This window comes from Streptomyces sp. NRRL B-24572 (genome assembly GCF_002156145.1).
GTDB lineage: Bacteria > Actinomycetota > Actinomycetes > Streptomycetales > Streptomycetaceae > Streptomyces > Streptomyces vietnamensis.
On record NZ_MWIG01000412.1, the window covers coordinates 1 to 16,669 of the forward strand.

12 protein-coding genes and 1 pseudogene are annotated in these 16,669 nt (G+C 70.3%); 8 read left to right on the forward strand and 5 right to left on the reverse strand.

What is annotated here, in order from left to right; genetic code table 11:
- Window positions 1-16: 16 nt before the first annotated feature.
- The 4 genes from CCN56_RS23865 to CCN56_RS23880 all read left to right on the forward strand — a co-directional run bounded on the left by CCN56_RS23865 (window position 17) and on the right by CCN56_RS23880 (window position 4,773).
- Window positions 17-1,474, forward strand: a complete 1,458-nt coding sequence (locus CCN56_RS23865) for a sugar ABC transporter ATP-binding protein (RefSeq protein WP_086829866.1) — start codon at window positions 17-19, stop codon at window positions 1,472-1,474.
- Window positions 1,471-2,592 (forward strand): ABC transporter permease, encoded by a 1,122-nt coding sequence (locus tag CCN56_RS23870; RefSeq protein ID WP_086829848.1) that lies wholly within the window; start codon window positions 1,471-1,473, stop codon window positions 2,590-2,592. The genes CCN56_RS23865 and CCN56_RS23870 overlap by 4 nt, the downstream gene beginning before the upstream one ends.
- A complete protein-coding gene (yjfF, locus tag CCN56_RS23875) occupies window positions 2,589-3,596 on the forward strand; it encodes a galactofuranose ABC transporter, permease protein YjfF (RefSeq protein WP_086829850.1) in 1,008 nt (335 codons plus the stop codon). The genes CCN56_RS23870 and yjfF overlap by 4 nt, the downstream gene beginning before the upstream one ends.
- 94 nt (window positions 3,597-3,690) lie before the next feature.
- Entirely contained in the window at window positions 3,691-4,773 is a 1,083-nt protein-coding gene (locus CCN56_RS23880; RefSeq protein ID WP_086829852.1) for an aldose epimerase family protein, read from the forward strand.
- An 80-nt stretch (window positions 4,774-4,853) separates the two neighbouring features.
- Here CCN56_RS23880 and mmsB read toward each other — a convergent pair whose 3' ends face one another.
- Genes mmsB through chvE form a run of 3 tightly spaced genes read right to left on the reverse strand, consistent with a single transcriptional unit; the run spans window position 4,854 to window position 8,790 of the window.
- Window positions 4,854-6,098 carry a multiple monosaccharide ABC transporter permease gene (mmsB, locus tag CCN56_RS23885; protein ID WP_086829854.1) on the reverse strand — a complete coding sequence of 415 codons (1,245 nt, stop codon included), beginning with the start codon at window positions 6,096-6,098 and terminating at the stop codon, window positions 4,854-4,856.
- Complete coding sequence (gene mmsA / locus CCN56_RS23890) at window positions 6,095-7,684, reverse strand: multiple monosaccharide ABC transporter ATP-binding protein (protein WP_086829856.1); 1,590 nt, start codon at window positions 7,682-7,684, stop codon at window positions 6,095-6,097. Before mmsA ends, mmsB begins: the two co-directional genes overlap by 4 nt.
- The gene (gene chvE / locus CCN56_RS23895; protein ID WP_086829858.1) at window positions 7,681-8,790 is read right to left on the reverse strand and encodes a multiple monosaccharide ABC transporter substrate-binding protein; all 1,110 of its coding nucleotides are present in this window, start codon (window positions 8,788-8,790) and stop codon (window positions 7,681-7,683) included. The genes mmsA and chvE overlap by 4 nt, the downstream gene beginning before the upstream one ends.
- A 227-nt stretch (window positions 8,791-9,017) precedes the next feature.
- Between chvE and CCN56_RS23900 the strand changes: the two genes are divergently transcribed.
- The 4 genes from CCN56_RS23900 to araD all read left to right on the forward strand — a co-directional run bounded on the left by CCN56_RS23900 (window position 9,018) and on the right by araD (window position 14,479).
- Window positions 9,018-10,064, forward strand: a complete 1,047-nt coding sequence (locus CCN56_RS23900) for a LacI family DNA-binding transcriptional regulator (protein WP_086829859.1) — start codon at window positions 9,018-9,020, stop codon at window positions 10,062-10,064.
- A 368-nt stretch (window positions 10,065-10,432) separates the two neighbouring features.
- The gene (gene araB, locus CCN56_RS23905; protein ID WP_179199967.1) at window positions 10,433-12,139 is read left to right on the forward strand and encodes a ribulokinase; all 1,707 of its coding nucleotides are present in this window, start codon (window positions 10,433-10,435) and stop codon (window positions 12,137-12,139) included.
- 73 nt (window positions 12,140-12,212) lie between these two features.
- A complete protein-coding gene (araA, locus tag CCN56_RS23910; RefSeq protein WP_086829861.1) occupies window positions 12,213-13,721 on the forward strand; it encodes an L-arabinose isomerase in 1,509 nt (502 codons plus the stop codon).
- A gap of 44 nt (window positions 13,722-13,765) precedes the next feature.
- Entirely contained in the window at window positions 13,766-14,479 is a 714-nt protein-coding gene (araD, locus tag CCN56_RS23915; RefSeq protein ID WP_179199968.1) for an L-ribulose-5-phosphate 4-epimerase AraD, read from the forward strand.
- A gap of 68 nt (window positions 14,480-14,547) precedes the next feature.
- Here the strand turns inward: araD and CCN56_RS23920 are convergent, their stop codons facing one another.
- Together CCN56_RS23920 and CCN56_RS23925 are read right to left on the reverse strand one after the other, a co-directional pair.
- Window positions 14,548-15,990: an endo-1,4-beta-xylanase gene (locus tag CCN56_RS23920; protein ID WP_086829864.1), complete on the reverse strand. Its 1,443-nt coding sequence runs from the start codon at window positions 15,988-15,990 to the stop codon at window positions 14,548-14,550.
- A 310-nt stretch (window positions 15,991-16,300) separates the two neighbouring features.
- A pseudogene (locus CCN56_RS23925) lies at window positions 16,301-16,669 on the reverse strand (glycoside hydrolase family 43 protein); the annotation flags it as partial.

Genomic DNA, 16,669 nt, shown 5'->3' on the forward strand with positions numbered 1-16,669 from the left:
TCTCGCCCATCAGTGCGTGGCCCTGCGCCTCTTCCCCGGCGAGGTCCACGCACTGATGGGCGAGAACGGCGCCGGCAAGTCCACCCTCATCAAGGTGCTCACCGGGGTCCACCCGCCCGACGCGGGAACCGTCACCGTCGACGGGGAACAGCGGCGGTTCTCCGAGCCCCTCGAGGCCCAGCACGCCGGAATCAGCACGGTCTACCAGGAGGTGAACCTGTGCCCCAACCTCTCCGTCGCCGAGAACATCCTCATCGGCCGTGAGCCCCGGCGCCTGGGACTCGTCCACTGGAAGGCCCTCCACGCGCGCGCGGAGCGGCTCATCACCGAGCTCGAACTCGACCTCGACGTCCGCGCGCCGCTGAGCGCGCACTCGATCGCCGTGCAGCAGCTCGTCGCGATCGTGCGCGCCGTGGACGTCCAGGCGAAGGTGCTCGTCCTCGACGAGCCCACCTCCAGCCTCGACCGGGACGAGGTCGCCCAGCTCTTCACGCTGGTGCGCCGGCTCCGCGACCGGGGCGTCGCGATCCTCTTCGTGACCCACTTCCTCGACCAGGTCTTCGACCTGTGCGACCGGGTCACCGTCCTGCGCAACGGCCGCCTCGAAGGCGAGTACCGGATCGACGAGCTGACGCCCGTCACCCTCGTCCACCGCATGGTCGGCGGCGAACTCCGCAGCCTGGACGAGCTCGCCGAGACCTCCCAGACCGGCACCGCCACCACCCCCGGCGCCGCGGGCGTCCCCTTCCTGAGCGCCCGCGGACTCGGCAGGACCGGCGCCGTCCAGCCGTACGACCTCGACATCCACCGCGGCGAGGTCATCGGCCTCGCCGGACTCCTCGGCTCGGGACGCACCGAGGCGGCCCGGCTGCTCTTCGGCGCCGACCACGCCGACGAGGGCGAGCTGCGGATCCACGGCGAACCCACCGCGCTGCGCTCCCCACGCACCGCCATCGCCCGCAAGATCGCCTTCTGTTCGGAGAACCGCAAGGCCGAGGGCCTCATCGGCGAACTCACCGTCCGCGAGAACATCGTGCTCGCCCTCCAGGCCGCACGCGGCTGGACCAAACCCCTCTCCCGCGCCCGGCAGGACGAGATCGCCGCCCGGTGGATCGAGGTCCTCGACATCCGCCCGGCCGCCCCCGAGGCCCAGGTCCGCAACCTCAGCGGCGGCAACCAGCAGAAGGTGCTCCTCGCCCGGTGGCTCCTCACCGATCCCGAGCTGCTCATCCTGGACGAACCCACCCGGGGCATCGACATCGGCGCCAAGACGGAGATCCAGCGCCTGGTGACCCGCCTCGCCGCGGAGGGCACGGCGGTCCTCTACATCTCCGCCGAACTCGAGGAAGTCCTGCGGCTGAGCCACCGGGTCGGCGTCCTGCGCGACCACCGCCTCGTCGCCACCCTCCCCAACGACACGACCCTGACGCCCGACCGCATCCTGGGCACCATCGCCACCGGAGCCACCTCATGACCCCACCTGACGACACCGGCACCGGTACGCGCCCGGTCCGGGCGCCCGGCAGCCGGCGGCTCACCGGACATCCCCTGTTCTGGCCCGCCGCCGTCCTCGCCGCCCTGCTGCTCGGAAACGTCGCGCTCACGCACGACTTCCTCGCCGTCCGCGTCCAGAACGGACACCTGTACGGCAGCCTCGTCGACATCCTCCAGTTCGGCGCCCCGCTGATCCTCGTCTCGCTCGGCATGACGCTGGTCATCGCGACCCGGGGCATCGACCTCTCGGTCGGCTCGACGGTCGCCATCGCCGGAGCCCTCGCGTGCGAGCACATCGCCACGGCGGCCGATCCCGGCAGCCTCTCCACCGTGTTCACCGCGATCGTGATCGCGCTCGGCGTCGCCGCCGCGATCGGCCTGCTCAACGGCTTCCTCGTCGCCCGGCTCGGCGTCCAGCCGATCGTCGCCACGCTGGTCCTCATGGTCGCCGGGCGCGGCGTGGCCCAGCTCATCACCGACGGTCAGATCATCAGCGTGTCCAGCCCCGCCTACAAGATGATCGGCGGAGGCTACTGGCTCACCCTGCCCTTCGCCGTCCTGCTCGCCGCCGCGCTCGTCGCCGTGACCTCCCTCGTCACCCGGCGGACCGCGCTCGGCATGCTCATCGAATCGGTGGGCGGCAACCCGGTGGCCAGCCGTCTCGTCGGCATCCGGGCCTCCGGACTCCTCGTCACCGTGTACGTCGTCAGCGCCCTGTGCGCGGCGGTGGCCGGCCTGATGATCAGCTCCAACGTGTCCAGCGCCGACGGCAACAACGCGGGCCTCTGGATCGAACTGGACGCGATCCTCGCCGTCGTCGTCGGCGGCACCGCCCTCACCGGCGGCCGCTTCTCCCTCGGCGGAACGGTCCTGGGCGCCCTGATCATCCAGACCCTCTCGACCACGATCTACACCCTCGGCGTACCGCCGGAGACCACCCTCGTGTTCAAGGCCCTGGTCGTCATCGTCGTCTGTCTCGTCCAGTCGCCCGCGTTCCGCGCGCGGCTCTCCCGCAAGAGCGGCGGCCGCGGACCGGTCACACCGGTGCCGGACCCCGCCGCCGACGTGACGGCCCGCCGGCAGGAGGTCCACCCGTGAGCACCACCCTCAGCTCCCTCACCAAGCCGCTCCACCGGCTCTCGGCACGGCACGCGACCCGCCTCCCGCTCATCGTGACGGCCACGCTGCTGGTCGCGATGTTCGCGGTCGGCTCCCTGAACTACGAAGGCTTCTTCTCCGCGCAGGTCCTGCTCAACGTCCTCATCGACAACGGATTCCTGCTCGTCGTCGCCATCGGCATGACCTTCGTCATCCTCACCGGCGGGATCGACCTGTCCGTCGGCTCCATGGTGGCCCTCTCCACCATGCTGACGGCCTGGCTCGTCGAACAGAACGGCCTGCCGCTCGCCCTCGCGGTGCCCGTGGTCCTGCTCGTCGGCGCCGGTGGCGGCGCCCTCATGGGCTGGGTCATCCACGCCTTCGAGATCCAGCCCTTCATCGTCACCCTCGCGGGCATGTTCCTCGCCCGCGGCCTCTGCTACATGATCAGCACCGAGTCCATCTCGATCACCGACCCGACGACCACGCGGATCGCCCAGACCCGGGTGCTGCTGCCCGGCGGCCTGTTCGTCTCGCCCGCCGTGGTCATCGCGCTGGTGGTCCTGGGCATCGCCTTCGTCGTCCTGCACCACACCCGCTTCGGCCGCACCGTCTACGCCCTGGGCGGCAACGAGTCCTCGACCCGTCTCATGGGCCTGCCCGTGGGCCGCACCAAGATCGCGGTCTACGCCGTGAGCGGTCTGTGCTCCGCCCTCGGCGGCCTGCTGCTGACCTTCTACATGCTGTCCGGCTACGCCCTGCACGCCGTCGGCATGGAACTCGACGCCATCGCGGCCGTCGTCATCGGAGGGACGCTGCTCACCGGAGGCTCCGGCTTCGTCCTGGGCACCGCACTGGGCGTGACGGTCCTCGGCCTGATCCAGACCATCATCAGCTTCCAGGGCACGCTCAGCTCGTGGTGGACGCGCATCGTCATCGGTGGCCTGTTGTTCGTCTTCATCCTCCTCCAGCGCCTCTTCGGCGGAGCCCGTACGGCGGAATGACCCGCCCCGGCCACCTGACGACCGCGCCCGGAACGGGGGCAGGGACTCCCTGCCCCCGTTCCGGGCTACACCCCACTTCGGACAAGGAACTCCCATGAACCCGTCATCGCCCGCCCCCGCAGCGCCCGCCTTCACCGGAGGACCGCCGGTCCGCGAGCTCTGCCCGGACGGCGGGGAGCGCTGGACCTTCGGCTTCCCCGGCGGACCGACGGCGGAGGTGCACACCCGCGGCGCCCGCCTCCACGCGCTGTGGGTGCCCGACCGGCACGGCACCCCGGCCGACGTCGTCCTCTCTCCTCGCGACCCGGCCCTGACGGCCACCACCGCCCGGTACTTCGGCTCCACCGTCGGCCGCTACGCCAACCGCGTCGCGCACGGCCGCTTCTCCCTGGGGACGGAGACGTACCAGCTGACCACGCAGAAGGACGGCCACAGCCTGCACGGCGGTACGGACGGCTTCGACACCCGGCTCTGGGAAGCCGAGAGCGTGCACACCCCCGAGTGGACCGGCGTGCTCCTCCACCTGCGCAGCCCCGACGGCGACCAGGGTTTCCCGGGAAACCTCGACGTCACCGTCAGCTGTCTCATCGGCCGCGACGACGAACTCGCCTTCTCCTACGCGGCGGTCACCGACGCCCCCACCCTGGTCAACCTCACCAACCACGCCTACTTCAACCTGGAGGGCGAGGGCTCCGGCGACATCCTCGGCCACGAACTGGCCGTCGACGCCTCCCACTACACCCCGGTCGACGCGGATCTCATCCCTTCCGGCGACCATCTCCCCGTCGCCGGAACCGCGTTCGACCTCCGCCGGCCGCTCGGGATCGCCGAGGCCCTCGCACGGCCCGGCACGGACGGCGGGTACGACCACAACTTCGTCCTGAGCCCGCGCGCCGACGGCGCCCTCCGCCGGGCCGCCGTCCTCCACGCGCCGGCCACGGGCCGCCGCATGGAGGTGCTGACCACGGAGCCCGGCCTCCAGGTCTACACCGCGGGGCAGTTCGACGGAACGGTCCTCGGCAAGAGCGGCACGCCCTACCGGGCGGGCGCCGGCATCGCGCTGGAGACCCAGCACTTCCCCGACTCCCCGAACCGCCCCGGCGACCCGTCGACGGTGCTGCTCCCCGGCGAGGAGTACCGGTCGAGGACGGTCCTGCGGTTCCGCACCAGCGCCTGAACCCTTGACCCGTACACACGACGTGGCTGTGCCCGCCGGTGGGGAGGTACCGGCGGGCACAGCCATGTCCGGGGCGGGTGTCAGGCGCCTGCCCTGCGCTTGTTCCACACGTCGAAGCCGACCGCCGCGAGCAGCACCAGGCCCTTGATGACCTGCTGCCAGTCGGTGCCCACCCCGACGAGGTTCATGCCGTTGTTGAGCACGCCGAGGACCAGGCCGCCGATGATCGCGCCCAGGACGGTCCCGACGCCACCGCTCATCGACGCCCCGCCGATGAACGCGGCGGCGATGGCCTCCAGTTCGAAGTTCACGCCCGCCTTCGGCGAGGCCGCGTTGAAGCGCGCCGCGAAGACGAGCCCGGCGAGCGCCGCGAGCATTCCCATGTTGAGGAACACCGCGAAGGTGACCTTCTTGTCCTTGACCCCGGACAGCTTCGCGGCGGGCAGGTTCCCCCCGATCGCGTACACGTGGCGGCCGATGACCGCGTTGCGCATCACGTAGCCGAAGCCGACCAGCAGCGCGGCCAGGATCAGGAGGACCACGGGGGCGCCCTTGTAGCTGGCGAGCAGCAGGGTCGTGACCAGGACCGCGGCGACCAGTGCCGTCACCTTCAGCGCGAACAGGCCGGTGGGGAGCGTCTCCAGGGCGAACTCGCGCTGACGGCGGCGGTCCCGCACCTCCTGGAAGACCACGTAGGCGATCAGTCCCAGGCCGAGGAGCAGGGTCAGGTTGTGGTAGTTGGTCTGCGGTCCCACCTCCGGCAGGAAGCCGTTGGCGACCTTCTGCAGCCCGTTCGGGAACGGGCCGAGCGTCTGCCCCTTGAGGAAGATCTCCGTGAGCCCGCGGAACAGCAGCATGCCGGCGAGGGTCACGATGAACGACGGTATGCCGACGTACGCGATGAAGAATCCCTGCAGCGCGCCGGCGACGGCTCCGAGGAGCAGGGCGAGGAGCACCGCGACGGGCCAGGAGACGTGGTGCTCGACCATGAGCACCGCCCCGATGCCACCCACCAGGGCCGCCAGGGAGCCCACCGACAGGTCGATGTGACCGGAGATGATGACGATCATCATGCCGATGGCCAGGACGAGGATGTAGCTGTTCTGCAGCACCAGGTTGGAGACGTTGCGCGGCAGCAGGAGGTCGCCGCCCGTCCAGACCTGGAACAGGAGCACGATCAGGCCGAGCGCGAAGAGCATCCCGTACTGGCGCATGTTCCGCCGGACGCCGTCCAGGAGCACCCGGGCCACCGATGCCCCGGCGGACGGGGACCCGCTGCCCGGGGGCGCCGGGGTGGTCGTTTTCGTGCTGACGTCGGTGCTCATGCCTGGTGTCCTTCACTGGAGGCGGCGCCTGCGGTGACCGCCGTTGGTGCGGGGGAGTCCTGCGTCATGTGCCGCATCAGTACTTCCTGCGTGGCGTCCTCGCGGGGGACTTCGCCGGTCAGCCGTCCGGCGGCCATGGTGTAGATGCGGTCGCACATGCCGAGCAGTTCGGGCAGCTCGGAGGAGATGAAGAGGATCGCCTTGCCCTCGGCGGCGAGCCGGTCGATCACGGTGTAGATCTCGAACTTGGCTCCCACGTCGACGCCGCGGGTGGGCTCGTCGAGGATGAGGACGTCAGGACCGGCGAGGATCCACTTGCTGAGGACGACCTTCTGCTGGTTGCCGCCGGAAAGGCGGCCGACCGGTTCGAGGACGTTCGGCGCCTTGATGTTCATGGTCCGCCGGTACCGTTCGGCCACCTTGCGTTCCTCGTGCCCGTCGACGATCCCGCGGCGGGCGAGGGCGCCGAGGGACGCGAGCGAGATGTTCCGGCTCACGGAGTCCCCGAGGTCGAGACCGTAGTGCTTGCGGTCCTCGGTGACGTACGCGATGCCGTGGGCGACCGCCTCGGGGACCGTACGGGTCCGTACCTCACGGCCGTCCTTGAGCACCGTGCCCCGCTCGTAGTGGCCGTAGGAACGGCCGAAGACACTCATGGCGAGTTCGGTGCGGCCGGCTCCCATGAGTCCCGCGACGCCGACGATCTCCCCGCGCCGGACCCGGAGCGAGACGCCGTCGACGACCTTGCGACCGCGGTCCAGCGGGTGACGTACGGTCCAGTCCCGGACCTCCAGGACGGGTTCGGCGCCGACCGGGCCCTCGTACGGAGTGCGGCCGGGGAACCGGCTGTCCAGGTCCCGCCCCACCATGCCGCGGATGATGCGCTCCTCGGTGGTGGCGGGGTCCCTGACGTCGAGGGTCTCGATGGAGCGCCCGTCGCGCAGGATGGTGACGGAGTCGGCGATCTGGGCGATCTCGTTGAGCTTGTGCGAGATGATGATCGACGTGATGCCCTGATCCTTCAGCTCCCGCATCAGCCGCAGAAGCTTCGCGCTGTCCTCGTCGTTGAGCGCCGCGGTGGGCTCGTCGAGGATCAGCAGACGCACGTTCTTCGCCAGCGCCTTCGCGATCTCCACGAGCTGCTGCTTGCCGACCCCGATGTCGGCGACCCGGGTCTCGGGGTGTTCGTCGAGACCGACCCGCCGGAGCAGTTCGGACGCCCGGCGCAGCGCCTCGTGCCAGTCGATGATCCCCCGTCGGGAGGGCTCGTTGCCGAGGAAGATGTTCTCGGCGATCGACAGGTGGGGAACGAGTGCGAGCTCCTGGTGGATGATGACGATGCCGTGCTGCTCGCTGGCCCTGATGTCCTTGAAGCGGCACGGTTCGCCGTCGAAGAGGATCTCGCCCTCGTAGGTGCCGTGCGGGTGGACGCCGGACAGGACCTTCATGAGGGTCGACTTTCCGGCACCGTTCTCTCCGCACAGGGCGTGCACCTCGCCGTGCTCCACGGACAGGGTGACCTCGGACAGCGCCCTGACTCCGGGGAAGGTCTTGACGATGGACCGCATCTGGAGGATGGGCGTCATCGCAGTTCCCCGGCGTCGATGTAGCCGGAGTCGACCAGGACCTTCTTGTAGTTGGACTTGTCGACGCTCACCGGGTCGAGCAGGAAGGCCGGGACGACCTTCTTGCCGTTGTCGTAGGTGGTGTCGTCGTTGATCTCGGGCTTCTTGCCGGCGAGGACGGCGGTCACCATGTCGGCGGCGACCTGCGCGAGTGCGCGGGTGTCCTTGTAGACGGTCTGCGTCTGCTGGCCCGCGATGATCGACTTCACGGAGGCGACCTCCGCGTCCTGGCCGGTGACGACCGGCAGCGGCTTGGCGGCGCTGCCGTAGTCGTCGGACTTCAGGGCGGAGAGGATGCCGATGGAGATGCCGTCGTAGGGGGACAGCACGGCGTCGACACGGGCGGTGGAGTACGAGGAGGTCAGCAGGTCGTCCATGCGCCTCTGCGCCGTTCCGCCGTCCCAGCGCAGCGTGGTGACCTGGTTGAGCCGGGTCTGTCCGGAGCGCACGACCAGCTGCTTCTTGTCGAGGTAGGGCTTCAGCACCTTCATGGCGCCGTTGAAGAAGTACTTGGTGTTGTTGTCGTCGTTGGACCCGGCGAACAGCTCGATGTTGAAGGGGCCCTTCTTCGAGCCGGCCTTGAGCCCCAGCTTCTCGACGATGTACGTGGCCTGGAGCTCGCCGACCTTCTCGTTGTCGAAGGAGGCGTAGTAGTCGACGTGCGGGGCGCCCAGGATGAGCCGGTCGTAGGAGATCACCGGGATGTGGGCGTCCGCCGCCTGCTGGAGGACGTTGGACAGCGCCTCGCCGTTGATCGGGGCCACGACCAGGGCGTCGACACCTTGGGTGATCATGTTCTCGATCTGGGCGACCTGCTGGTCGGCGTTGTCCTCCCCGTACTGCAGGGTCGTGGAGAAGCCGGCCTTCTTCAGGCTCGCGGTCATGTTCCGGCCGTCGGCGATCCACCTCTCGGAGGACTTGGTGGGCATGGCGATGCCGATGGTGAGGTCCTTCTTGTCCTTCGACTCCTGGCTGCCGCCCTCGCTGTTCTGCCCGCAGGCGGTCAGGAGCAGGGCGCAGCCGGTGGTCACGGCCAGGAGGGCGGATACGGAGCGGAACTTCTTCATGGGCGTTACCTGGCATTCCCGTCATCGAGGGCGGCTCCGACCGGGGACGGGCTCGACGGCAGCGCGTGTCCTCGCACCGCCGGGACGGCACCGTTCCGGCTGGGTGACCGGGGCGTCGGCGTCCCGGTCGAGCTAGATTGTTAGCGCTCACAACGGCGTGATACAAGAGGCGCTAAGGTTTTTCTCGTATCGATACGCAGCCGTAAGCAGGGAGAAGGGAGGCGAACGTGGCGCATCCCGCGGAAGACGTCCGCCCGCCGACGATGGCCGACGTCGCACGGGAGGCGGGGGTCTCCCATCAGACCGTCTCCCGGGTGCTGAGCGGTCACCCCAATGTGCGCGCGGCCACCCGCGAGCAGGTCACCCTGGCCATCGAGCGGCTCGGCTACCGCCGCAACTCCGCCGCACGCGCCCTGGTGACGCGCCGTACGAGGACGCTGGGCGTCATCGCCGTCAACACCGCCCTGTACGGCCCTGCCAGCACTCTGACCGGCCTGGAGGAAGCGGCCCGGGAGGAGGGCTACCTCGTCTCGACCGTCAGTCTGCGCTCCGGAGAGGGACAGGGCCTGAAGGACGCCATCGACCACCTCGCGGCCTGGGGCGTGGAGGGCGTCGTCGCCATCACCCCGCAGCGCTCGCACGTGCAGGCGCTCGCCGAACTGGACGCGCCCTTCCCCGTGGTCACCGTGGAGGGTGGTCATCAGCTCGACCTGCCCGGCGTCTCCCTCGACCAGGAGCTCGGCGCCCGGATGGTCACCGAGCACCTGCTCGCCGCCGGTCACGGCAACGTCTGGCACGTGGCGGGGCCCGAGGACTGGCTGGAGAGCGAGGCCCGCACCGCGGGATGGCGCGCCGTCCTGGAGGAGAGCGGCATCGAGCCTCCGCGCGTACTGACGGGGGACTGGAGCCCGCTGTCCGGCTACCGGGCGGGACAGGAACTCGCGGGGCTCGCCCTGGCCCGCCGCGGGGCGACACCGGTCACGGCCGTCTTCGTCGCCAACGACCAGATGGCGCTCGGCGTCCTGCGGGCGCTGCGCGAGGGCGGGATCCGCACCCCCGCCCAGGTGGCCGTCGCCGGCTTCGACGACATCCCCGAGGCCGAGTTCTTCCCTCCGCCGCTGACGACGGTCCGCCAGGACTTCGCCGCGATCGGGCGCCGGAGCATCGGGCTCCTGGTGGACCACATCGAGGGGCGCGCCCGGAAGGCCGAGCACCTCCTGGTGGAGCCGCAGCTCATCATGCGCGCGAGCACGCGCCCTCCGAGCGAGGCCTGACGGGCGGGGCGGCCCTCGCCCCCGCCTTCTGGCCGCCGGCGGTCGGCCCCGCCTGCTGTCGGCCGACGGCAGGCGGGGGTCTGGCGGCGCACGCGCGTCGGTGCGCCGCGCCGGACATCAGCCGGACATCAGTCGGCCGACCGCTCCGCCCCGCCGGTCGCCACGCCCCTCTCCGCGACCGCCCCGCCTCATGCCGGACCGGTCGCGGCTCCGGGGCTGCGCGGCGTGCAGGTGAGCGCTCACTTCAAGAGCCGCATTTCTTGCCGAATGTTCGACAGAACTGCCCGCCACTCTTGTCCAACCTAATTGTGAGCGTTAACAATCAGGGTGCTCCTCTGACCCCTGCTCATGACGAGAGAGACCGCATAGTGACCACACACGCCCTTCCCGACCCCGCAGCCCGTCACCATCCCGAGGACTGCACCATCGGAGTCGACTTCGGCACCCTCTCCGGGCGCGCCGTCGTGGTCAGGGTCCGGGACGGCGCCGAACTCGGTTCGGCGGTCCACGAGTACCGCCACGCCGTCATCGAGGACCGCCTCCCCTCCACCGGCGCCCCCCTGCGCCCCGACTGGGCCCTGCAGCACCCCGAGGACTGGCGCGACGTCCTGCGCACCGCCGTTCCGGCGGCGCTCGCCGACGCCGGGGTCGACCCCGCCCGCGTCATCGGCATCGCCACCGACTTCACCGCCTGCACGGTCCTGCCGACGACGCCGGACGGCACCCCGCTCGCCCTGATGCCCGAGTGGGCCGACCGCCCGCACGCCTGGCCCAAACTGTGGAAGCACCACGCGGCCCAGGAGCAGGCCGACCGCATCAACGCCCTCGCTCACGCCCGCGGGGAGAAGTGGATCGCACGGTACGGCGGCAAGATCTCCGCCGAGTGGCAGTACGCGAAGGCCCTGCAGGTCCTGGAGGAGGATCCCGCCGTCTACGGCGCCTGCGCCCGTTGGATCGAGGCCGCCGACTGGATCGTCTGGCAGCTGACCGGCACCGAGTCCCGCAACACCTGCACCGCCGGCTACAAGGGCATCCACCAGGACGGTGCCTACCCCTCGCCCGACTTCCTGGCAGGGCTCCACCCGGACTTCGCCGACTTCCCCGCCACGCGCCTGGAACACCCGCTTTCCCCCCTGGGCTCCCGGGCCGGTGGACTGAGCTCCCCGGCCGCGCGCTGGACCGGCCTCCCCGAGGGCATCGCCGTCGCCGTCGGCAACGTCGACGCCCATGTGGCCGCGCCCGCGGCGGGCGCCGTCGAGAACGGCCGGATGCTCGCCATCATGGGCACCTCCACCTGCCACGTCCTCAACGGCGCCGCCCTCGCCGAGGTCCCCGGCATCTGCGGGGTCGTCGACGGAGGCATCGTCGAGGGCGCCTACGGCTACGAGGCCGGCCAGAGCGCGGTCGGCGACATCTTCGCCTGGTGGCTCCGGCAGGGCGTCCCGGACCACTACCGCGCCGAGGCGCAGGCCTCGGGCGAGGACCTCCACCAGCTCCTGACCCGCAAGGCCGCCGACCAGCCGGTCGGAGCGCACGGCCTGGTCGCCCTGGACTGGATGAACGGCAACCGTTCCCCCCTGGTCGACCACCACCTCTCCGGGGTCATCGCCGGCCTCACCCTCGACACCCGGCCCGAAGACGTCTACCGGGCCCTGCTCGAATCCACCGCCTACGGCACCCGGCTGATCGTCGAGGCCTTCGAGGACGGCGGGATCCCCGTCGAGGAGTTCATCGTCACCGGAGGCCTGAAGAAGAACGCGCTGCTCATGCAGATCTACGCCGACGTGCTCCGCCGCCCCGTCTCCCTCGGCACCTCCGAACAGGGGCCGGCGCTCGGCTCGGCCATCCACGCCGCCGTCGCCGCGGGCGCCTACCCCGACGTCCGATCCGCCGCTTCCGTCATGGGCGGCGTCCAGCGCCACGCGTACGTGCCCGACCCGGCACGGGCGGACGCCTACGACGCGTTGTTCGGCGAGTACCGCGCCCTGCACGAGCACTTCGGCACCGGCGCGGACCTCCTCCTGCACCGCCTGCGGCGGATCCGCAACACCGCGCGGGTCGCCGCCACCGACTGACCGGGCGGCCTCCCCGCCCCGGCCTCATCGGCCCGACCTCTCCGCCCCAGCACCTCCGAGGAGCACACCCGACATGACGCTCGCCAAGACCGACCGCGAGATCTGGTTTCTCACCGGCAGCCAGTCCCTCTACGGTGACGACACCCTGGCCCAGGTCGCCGACCAGTCCCGCGCCATCTGCGACACCCTCGCCGGTCAGCCCCAGATGACCGTCCGCCTGGTGTGGAAGCCGGTCCTCACCGACGCGGCCGCCATCCGCGCGGTCTGCCTGGAGGCCAACGCCGACGACCGCTGCATCGGCCTGATCACCTGGATGCACACCTTCTCACCGGCCAAGATGTGGATCGCCGGCCTCGACGCCCTGAGCAAGCCCCTGCTGCACCTGCACACCCAGGCCAACCGCCAACTGCCCTGGTCCACCATCGACATGGACTTCATGAACCTGAACCAGGCCGCCCACGGCGACCGCGAGTTCGGCTTCGTCCAGACCCGCCTCGGCGTCCCGCGCAAGACCGTGGCCGGCCACGTCTCCACCCCCGACGTCGTCGACCGCATCGCCGGATGGGCCCGCGCCGCCGTCGGCCGATCCGAACTCACCACCCTCAAACTCGCCCGGTTCGGCGACAACATGCGCGACGTCGCCGTCACCGAAGGCGACAAGGTCGAGGCACAGCTGCGGTTCGGGGTCTCGGTCAACACGTACGGCGTGAACGACCTCGTCGCCGTGGTCGACGCCGCCCCCGACGACACCGTGACCGCCCTCGTCAAGGAGTACCAGGACCTCTACGCCCTCGCGCCCGAGCTGCGGCCCGGCGGCGAACGCCACGAATCCCTGCGCTACGCCGCTCGCGTCGAAGCCGGTCTGCGCACCTTCCTCACCGAAGGCGGGTTCCGCGCCTTCACCACGAACTTCGAGGACCTCGGCGGCCTGCGACAGCTGCCCGGCCTCGCCGTGCAGCGCCTGATGGCGGACGGTTACGGCTTCGGCGGCGAAGGAGACTGGAAGACCTCCACCCTGCTGCGCACACTGAAGGCGATGGCCCACGGCCTGCCCGGCGGCACCTCCTTCATGGAGGACTACACCTACGACCTGACGCCCGGTCAGGAGCTGATCCTCGGCGCCCACATGCTGGAGGTCTGCCCCTCGATCACCTCTGCCACGCCCAGCTGTGAGATCCACCCGCTCGGGATCGGCGGCCGCGAGGACCCGGTCCGCCTGGTCTTCGACGCGGACCCCGGTCCGGCCGTCGTCGTCGGCCTCGCCGACATGGGCGACCGCTTCCGCCTCGTCGCCAACCACATCGACGTCGTCACCCCGCCCGAGCCGCTGCCGAAGCTCCCCGTCGCCCGGGCCGTCTGGAGCCCCCGCCCCGACCTGCGGACCTCCACCGAGGCCTGGCTGACCGCGGGAGCGCCGCACCACACCGTCCTGACCACCGCTCTCGGCGGCGAGGAGCTCGAAGACCTCGCCGAGATGCTGCGGGTCGAACTCGCCGTCATCGACGAGGACACCACCGTACGGCGGTTCACGCGCGAGCTGCGCTGGAACCAGGCGTACCACCGTCTGGCCCAGAGCCTGTGAGCGCGGCCCCGACCCCGACCGGCACCGCGAGGACGGAGACCTCCGTGACCACCACCGTTTCCAAGGAGCTGCGCCGGGAGGTGCTGGAGGCCAACCTCCGCATCCCCCGCGCCGGTCTGGCCACGCTCACGTGGGGCAACGTGAGCGGTGTGGACCGCGAGGCCGGCGTCTTCGTCATCAAGCCCTCGGGCGTGTCCTACGACGCGCTGAGCGAGGAGGACCTGGTCGTCGTCTCCCTGGCCGACGGCAGCGTCGTGGAGGGTCGTCTGCGGCCCTCCACGGACACCGAGACCCACCGCAGCCTCTATCTGGCCTTCCCCTCCATCGGGGGCGTGACCCACACGCACTCCACCCACGCCGTCGCCTTCGCCCAGGCCCGGCGTCCGATACCGGTGCTCGGCACGACGCACGCGGACACCTTCAACGGTCCCGTCCCGGTCACCGCGGCCCTCACCCCCGAGCAGTGCGCCACGGACTACGAGTACAACACCGGTCAGGTCATCGTGGACCTCCTCGGACGTGACGACTCGCTGGCCCGGGAGGTCCCCGGCGCGCTGGTCGCCCACCACGGCCCGTTCACCTGGGGTGCCACCGCCACGGCGTCCCTGGAGCACGCCATCATCTGCGAGGCGGTGGCGGAGATGGCCCTCCACACCCTCGCCCTGGGCGCGGTGGAACCCCCGCAGCACCTGTTGGACCGTCACTTCACCCGCAAGCACGGCCCCGACGCGTACTACGGCAACCCGTCCTCCGCCTGACAGCACCGAGGGGAGCCAGGATGATCCTGGCTCCCCTCTTCTTCGTGCTCAGACGGGTCGGACGCGCGTCAGACGCGGGTCCACTTCTGGTTGGTGCCGTTCCAGCACTGGTACAGCTGGATCAGCGTGCCGTTGGCGGTGCCGTTGGCGGCCGCGTCGAGGCAGAGGCCGGACTGGACTCCGACGATGGAACCGTCGGAGTCGAGGCGCCACTTCTGGTTGTCGCCGCCCCAGCAGCTGTAGATCTGCACCTTCGAGCCGTTGGCTGTGCCGGCGGCGTCGAGGCACTTGTCGCCGTAGACCCTGAGCTCACCGGCGGAGGTGAGGGTCCACTGCTGGTTGGTGCGGCCGTTGCAGTCCCACAGCTGGACCTGGGTGCCGTCGGTGGTGGAGGAGTTCGGCACGTCCACACAGCGGCCCGAGGCGACGCCCTTGATCGGTCCGGCGCCGGGGGTCGGCGTCGGCGTGGGCGTCGTGGAGCCGGCGTTCAGGGCATTGAGGACGGAGGTGTAGGCGGGCTTCTTGCTGCCGTCGCCGTTGAACAGCAGCGGCGTGTCCCCGGATCGCCAGGAGTCGGTGTCGCGCACGCCCCACACGGTGATGCCGAGGCAGCGCGGGACGGCCAGGCAGTCGTTCGTCACGTTGGCGTAGGTCGCGGCCGAGGCGCCCTGGATGTCGAGTTCGGTGACGGCCACGTCGACGCCGAGGGCGGCGAAGCTCTGCAGGGTGGTGCGGAAGTTGCTGTTGTACGGGCTGTCGCTGTTGAAGTGTGACTGGAAGCCGACGCAGTCGATCGGCACGCCGCGCTGCTTGAAGTCCCGGACCATGGCGTACACGGCCTGGGTCTTGGCCCAGGTCCAGTTCTCGACGTTGTAGTCGTTGTAGCAGAGCTTGGCGGCGGGGTCGGCGGCCCGTGCGGTGCGGAAGGCGACCTCGATCCAGTCGTTGCCGGTGCGCTGCAGGTTCGAGTCGCGCCGGGCTCCCGAGGTGCCGTCGGCGAAGGCCTCGTTCACGACGTCCCACTGGGCGATCTTGCCCTTGTAGTGGGCCATCACGCCGTTGATGTGGTTGATCATCGCCTGGCGCAGCGTGCTGCCGCTGAGGCTCTGCATCCAGCCGGGCTGCTGGGAGTGCCAGGCCAGGGTGTGCCCGCGTACCTGCTTGCCGTTCTGCACCGCCCAGTTGTAGACGCGGTCGCCGGCGGTGAAGTCGAACCGGCCCTGCTGGGGTTCGGTGGCGTCGATCTTCATCTCGTTCTCGGGCGTCACCGAGTTGAACTCGCGGGCCGCGATCGTCGTGTACGCCGAGTCGCCCAGCCTCCCCGAGGCGATGGCGGTGCCGAAGTACCGACCGCTCTGCGCCGCCGCGCTGCCGAGCGTGCTCTCGGCGGCGTGCGAGGCCGGCGGCGCGACCAGCACGGTGGCGGAGCCGAGGACGCCGACGATCAGCGCCGCCCATAGGCCGCCGATTTTCCGGCGGACGGTGGGTGGGGGAACGGCGTGTGAACGCATGACTGGACCTCCAGGACGGAAATCACGGATGGGTGAGAGCGTGGCGGAGAGAAACCGCGACGACGATGTCCGCGTCCATGGAAAAAGGGATGCGGATCAGCAGGGTGAAAATGATGCGAGGCAGGTTCCGCGACACACAGGAAAGGGGCGGTGGCGCCTCGTCAATCAGTGTGGAAACAGGGCGTGACCATGTCAAGCGTTTCGAAGATGTTTCGGAACCGGGGAATTCCACTGATACGACGAAAAGCGGTCCCCGTCGAAAATGTTTCGACAGGGACCGCTCACCTCGTCAACGAATAAATTACTCGGGTCACCTTTCCGGATCGTCGATTTCGTTCGCACCGGAGGGCTGCTGCGGATACGTGAGGGCGAACCACGGGAAATGGGCCTGGTTCGTGGACGCGCGGCCGTGGGAGGTGGCGTAGAGGCCGAGCTGGACGCTGGTGAACAGCGGGGTGAGGAAGGTGGCTTCGACGGTGCTCAGCTCCTGCCAGGCGCCGTCGGGTGCCGCGTGGGCGAACGTGTGGCTGAAGCCGCGGATGCGGACCCCCAGGCGAACGGGGCCCGGGGGGACCACGACGCGGGCCAGGACGTCGGGTCCGCGGCGGAGAACGAGTCCGTCCGTGGTGCGAAGGAGGAGGACATGGGTGTCGTCGTCGATGACGACGGCGAGGCCGGC

Bases quoted from the DNA above. Each gene is read 5' to 3' on its own strand.
- chvE (WP_086829858.1), bottom strand. From the start codon at position 8,790: ATGAAGAAGTTCCGCTCCGTATCCGCCCTCCTGGCCGTGACCACCGGC.
- mmsA (WP_086829856.1), bottom strand. From the start codon at position 7,684: ATGACGCCCATCCTCCAGATGCGGTCCATCGTCAAGACCTTCCCCGGA.
- CCN56_RS23870 (WP_086829848.1), top strand. From the start codon at position 1,471: ATGACCCCACCTGACGACACCGGCACCGGTACGCGCCCGGTCCGGGCG.
- mmsB (WP_086829854.1), bottom strand. From the start codon at position 6,098: ATGAGCACCGACGTCAGCACGAAAACGACCACCCCGGCGCCCCCGGGC.
- CCN56_RS23880 (WP_086829852.1), top strand. From the start codon at position 3,691: ATGAACCCGTCATCGCCCGCCCCCGCAGCGCCCGCCTTCACCGGAGGA.
- CCN56_RS23920 (WP_086829864.1), bottom strand. From the start codon at position 15,990: ATGCGTTCACACGCCGTTCCCCCACCCACCGTCCGCCGGAAAATCGGC.
- araA (WP_086829861.1), top strand. From the start codon at position 12,213: ATGACGCTCGCCAAGACCGACCGCGAGATCTGGTTTCTCACCGGCAGC.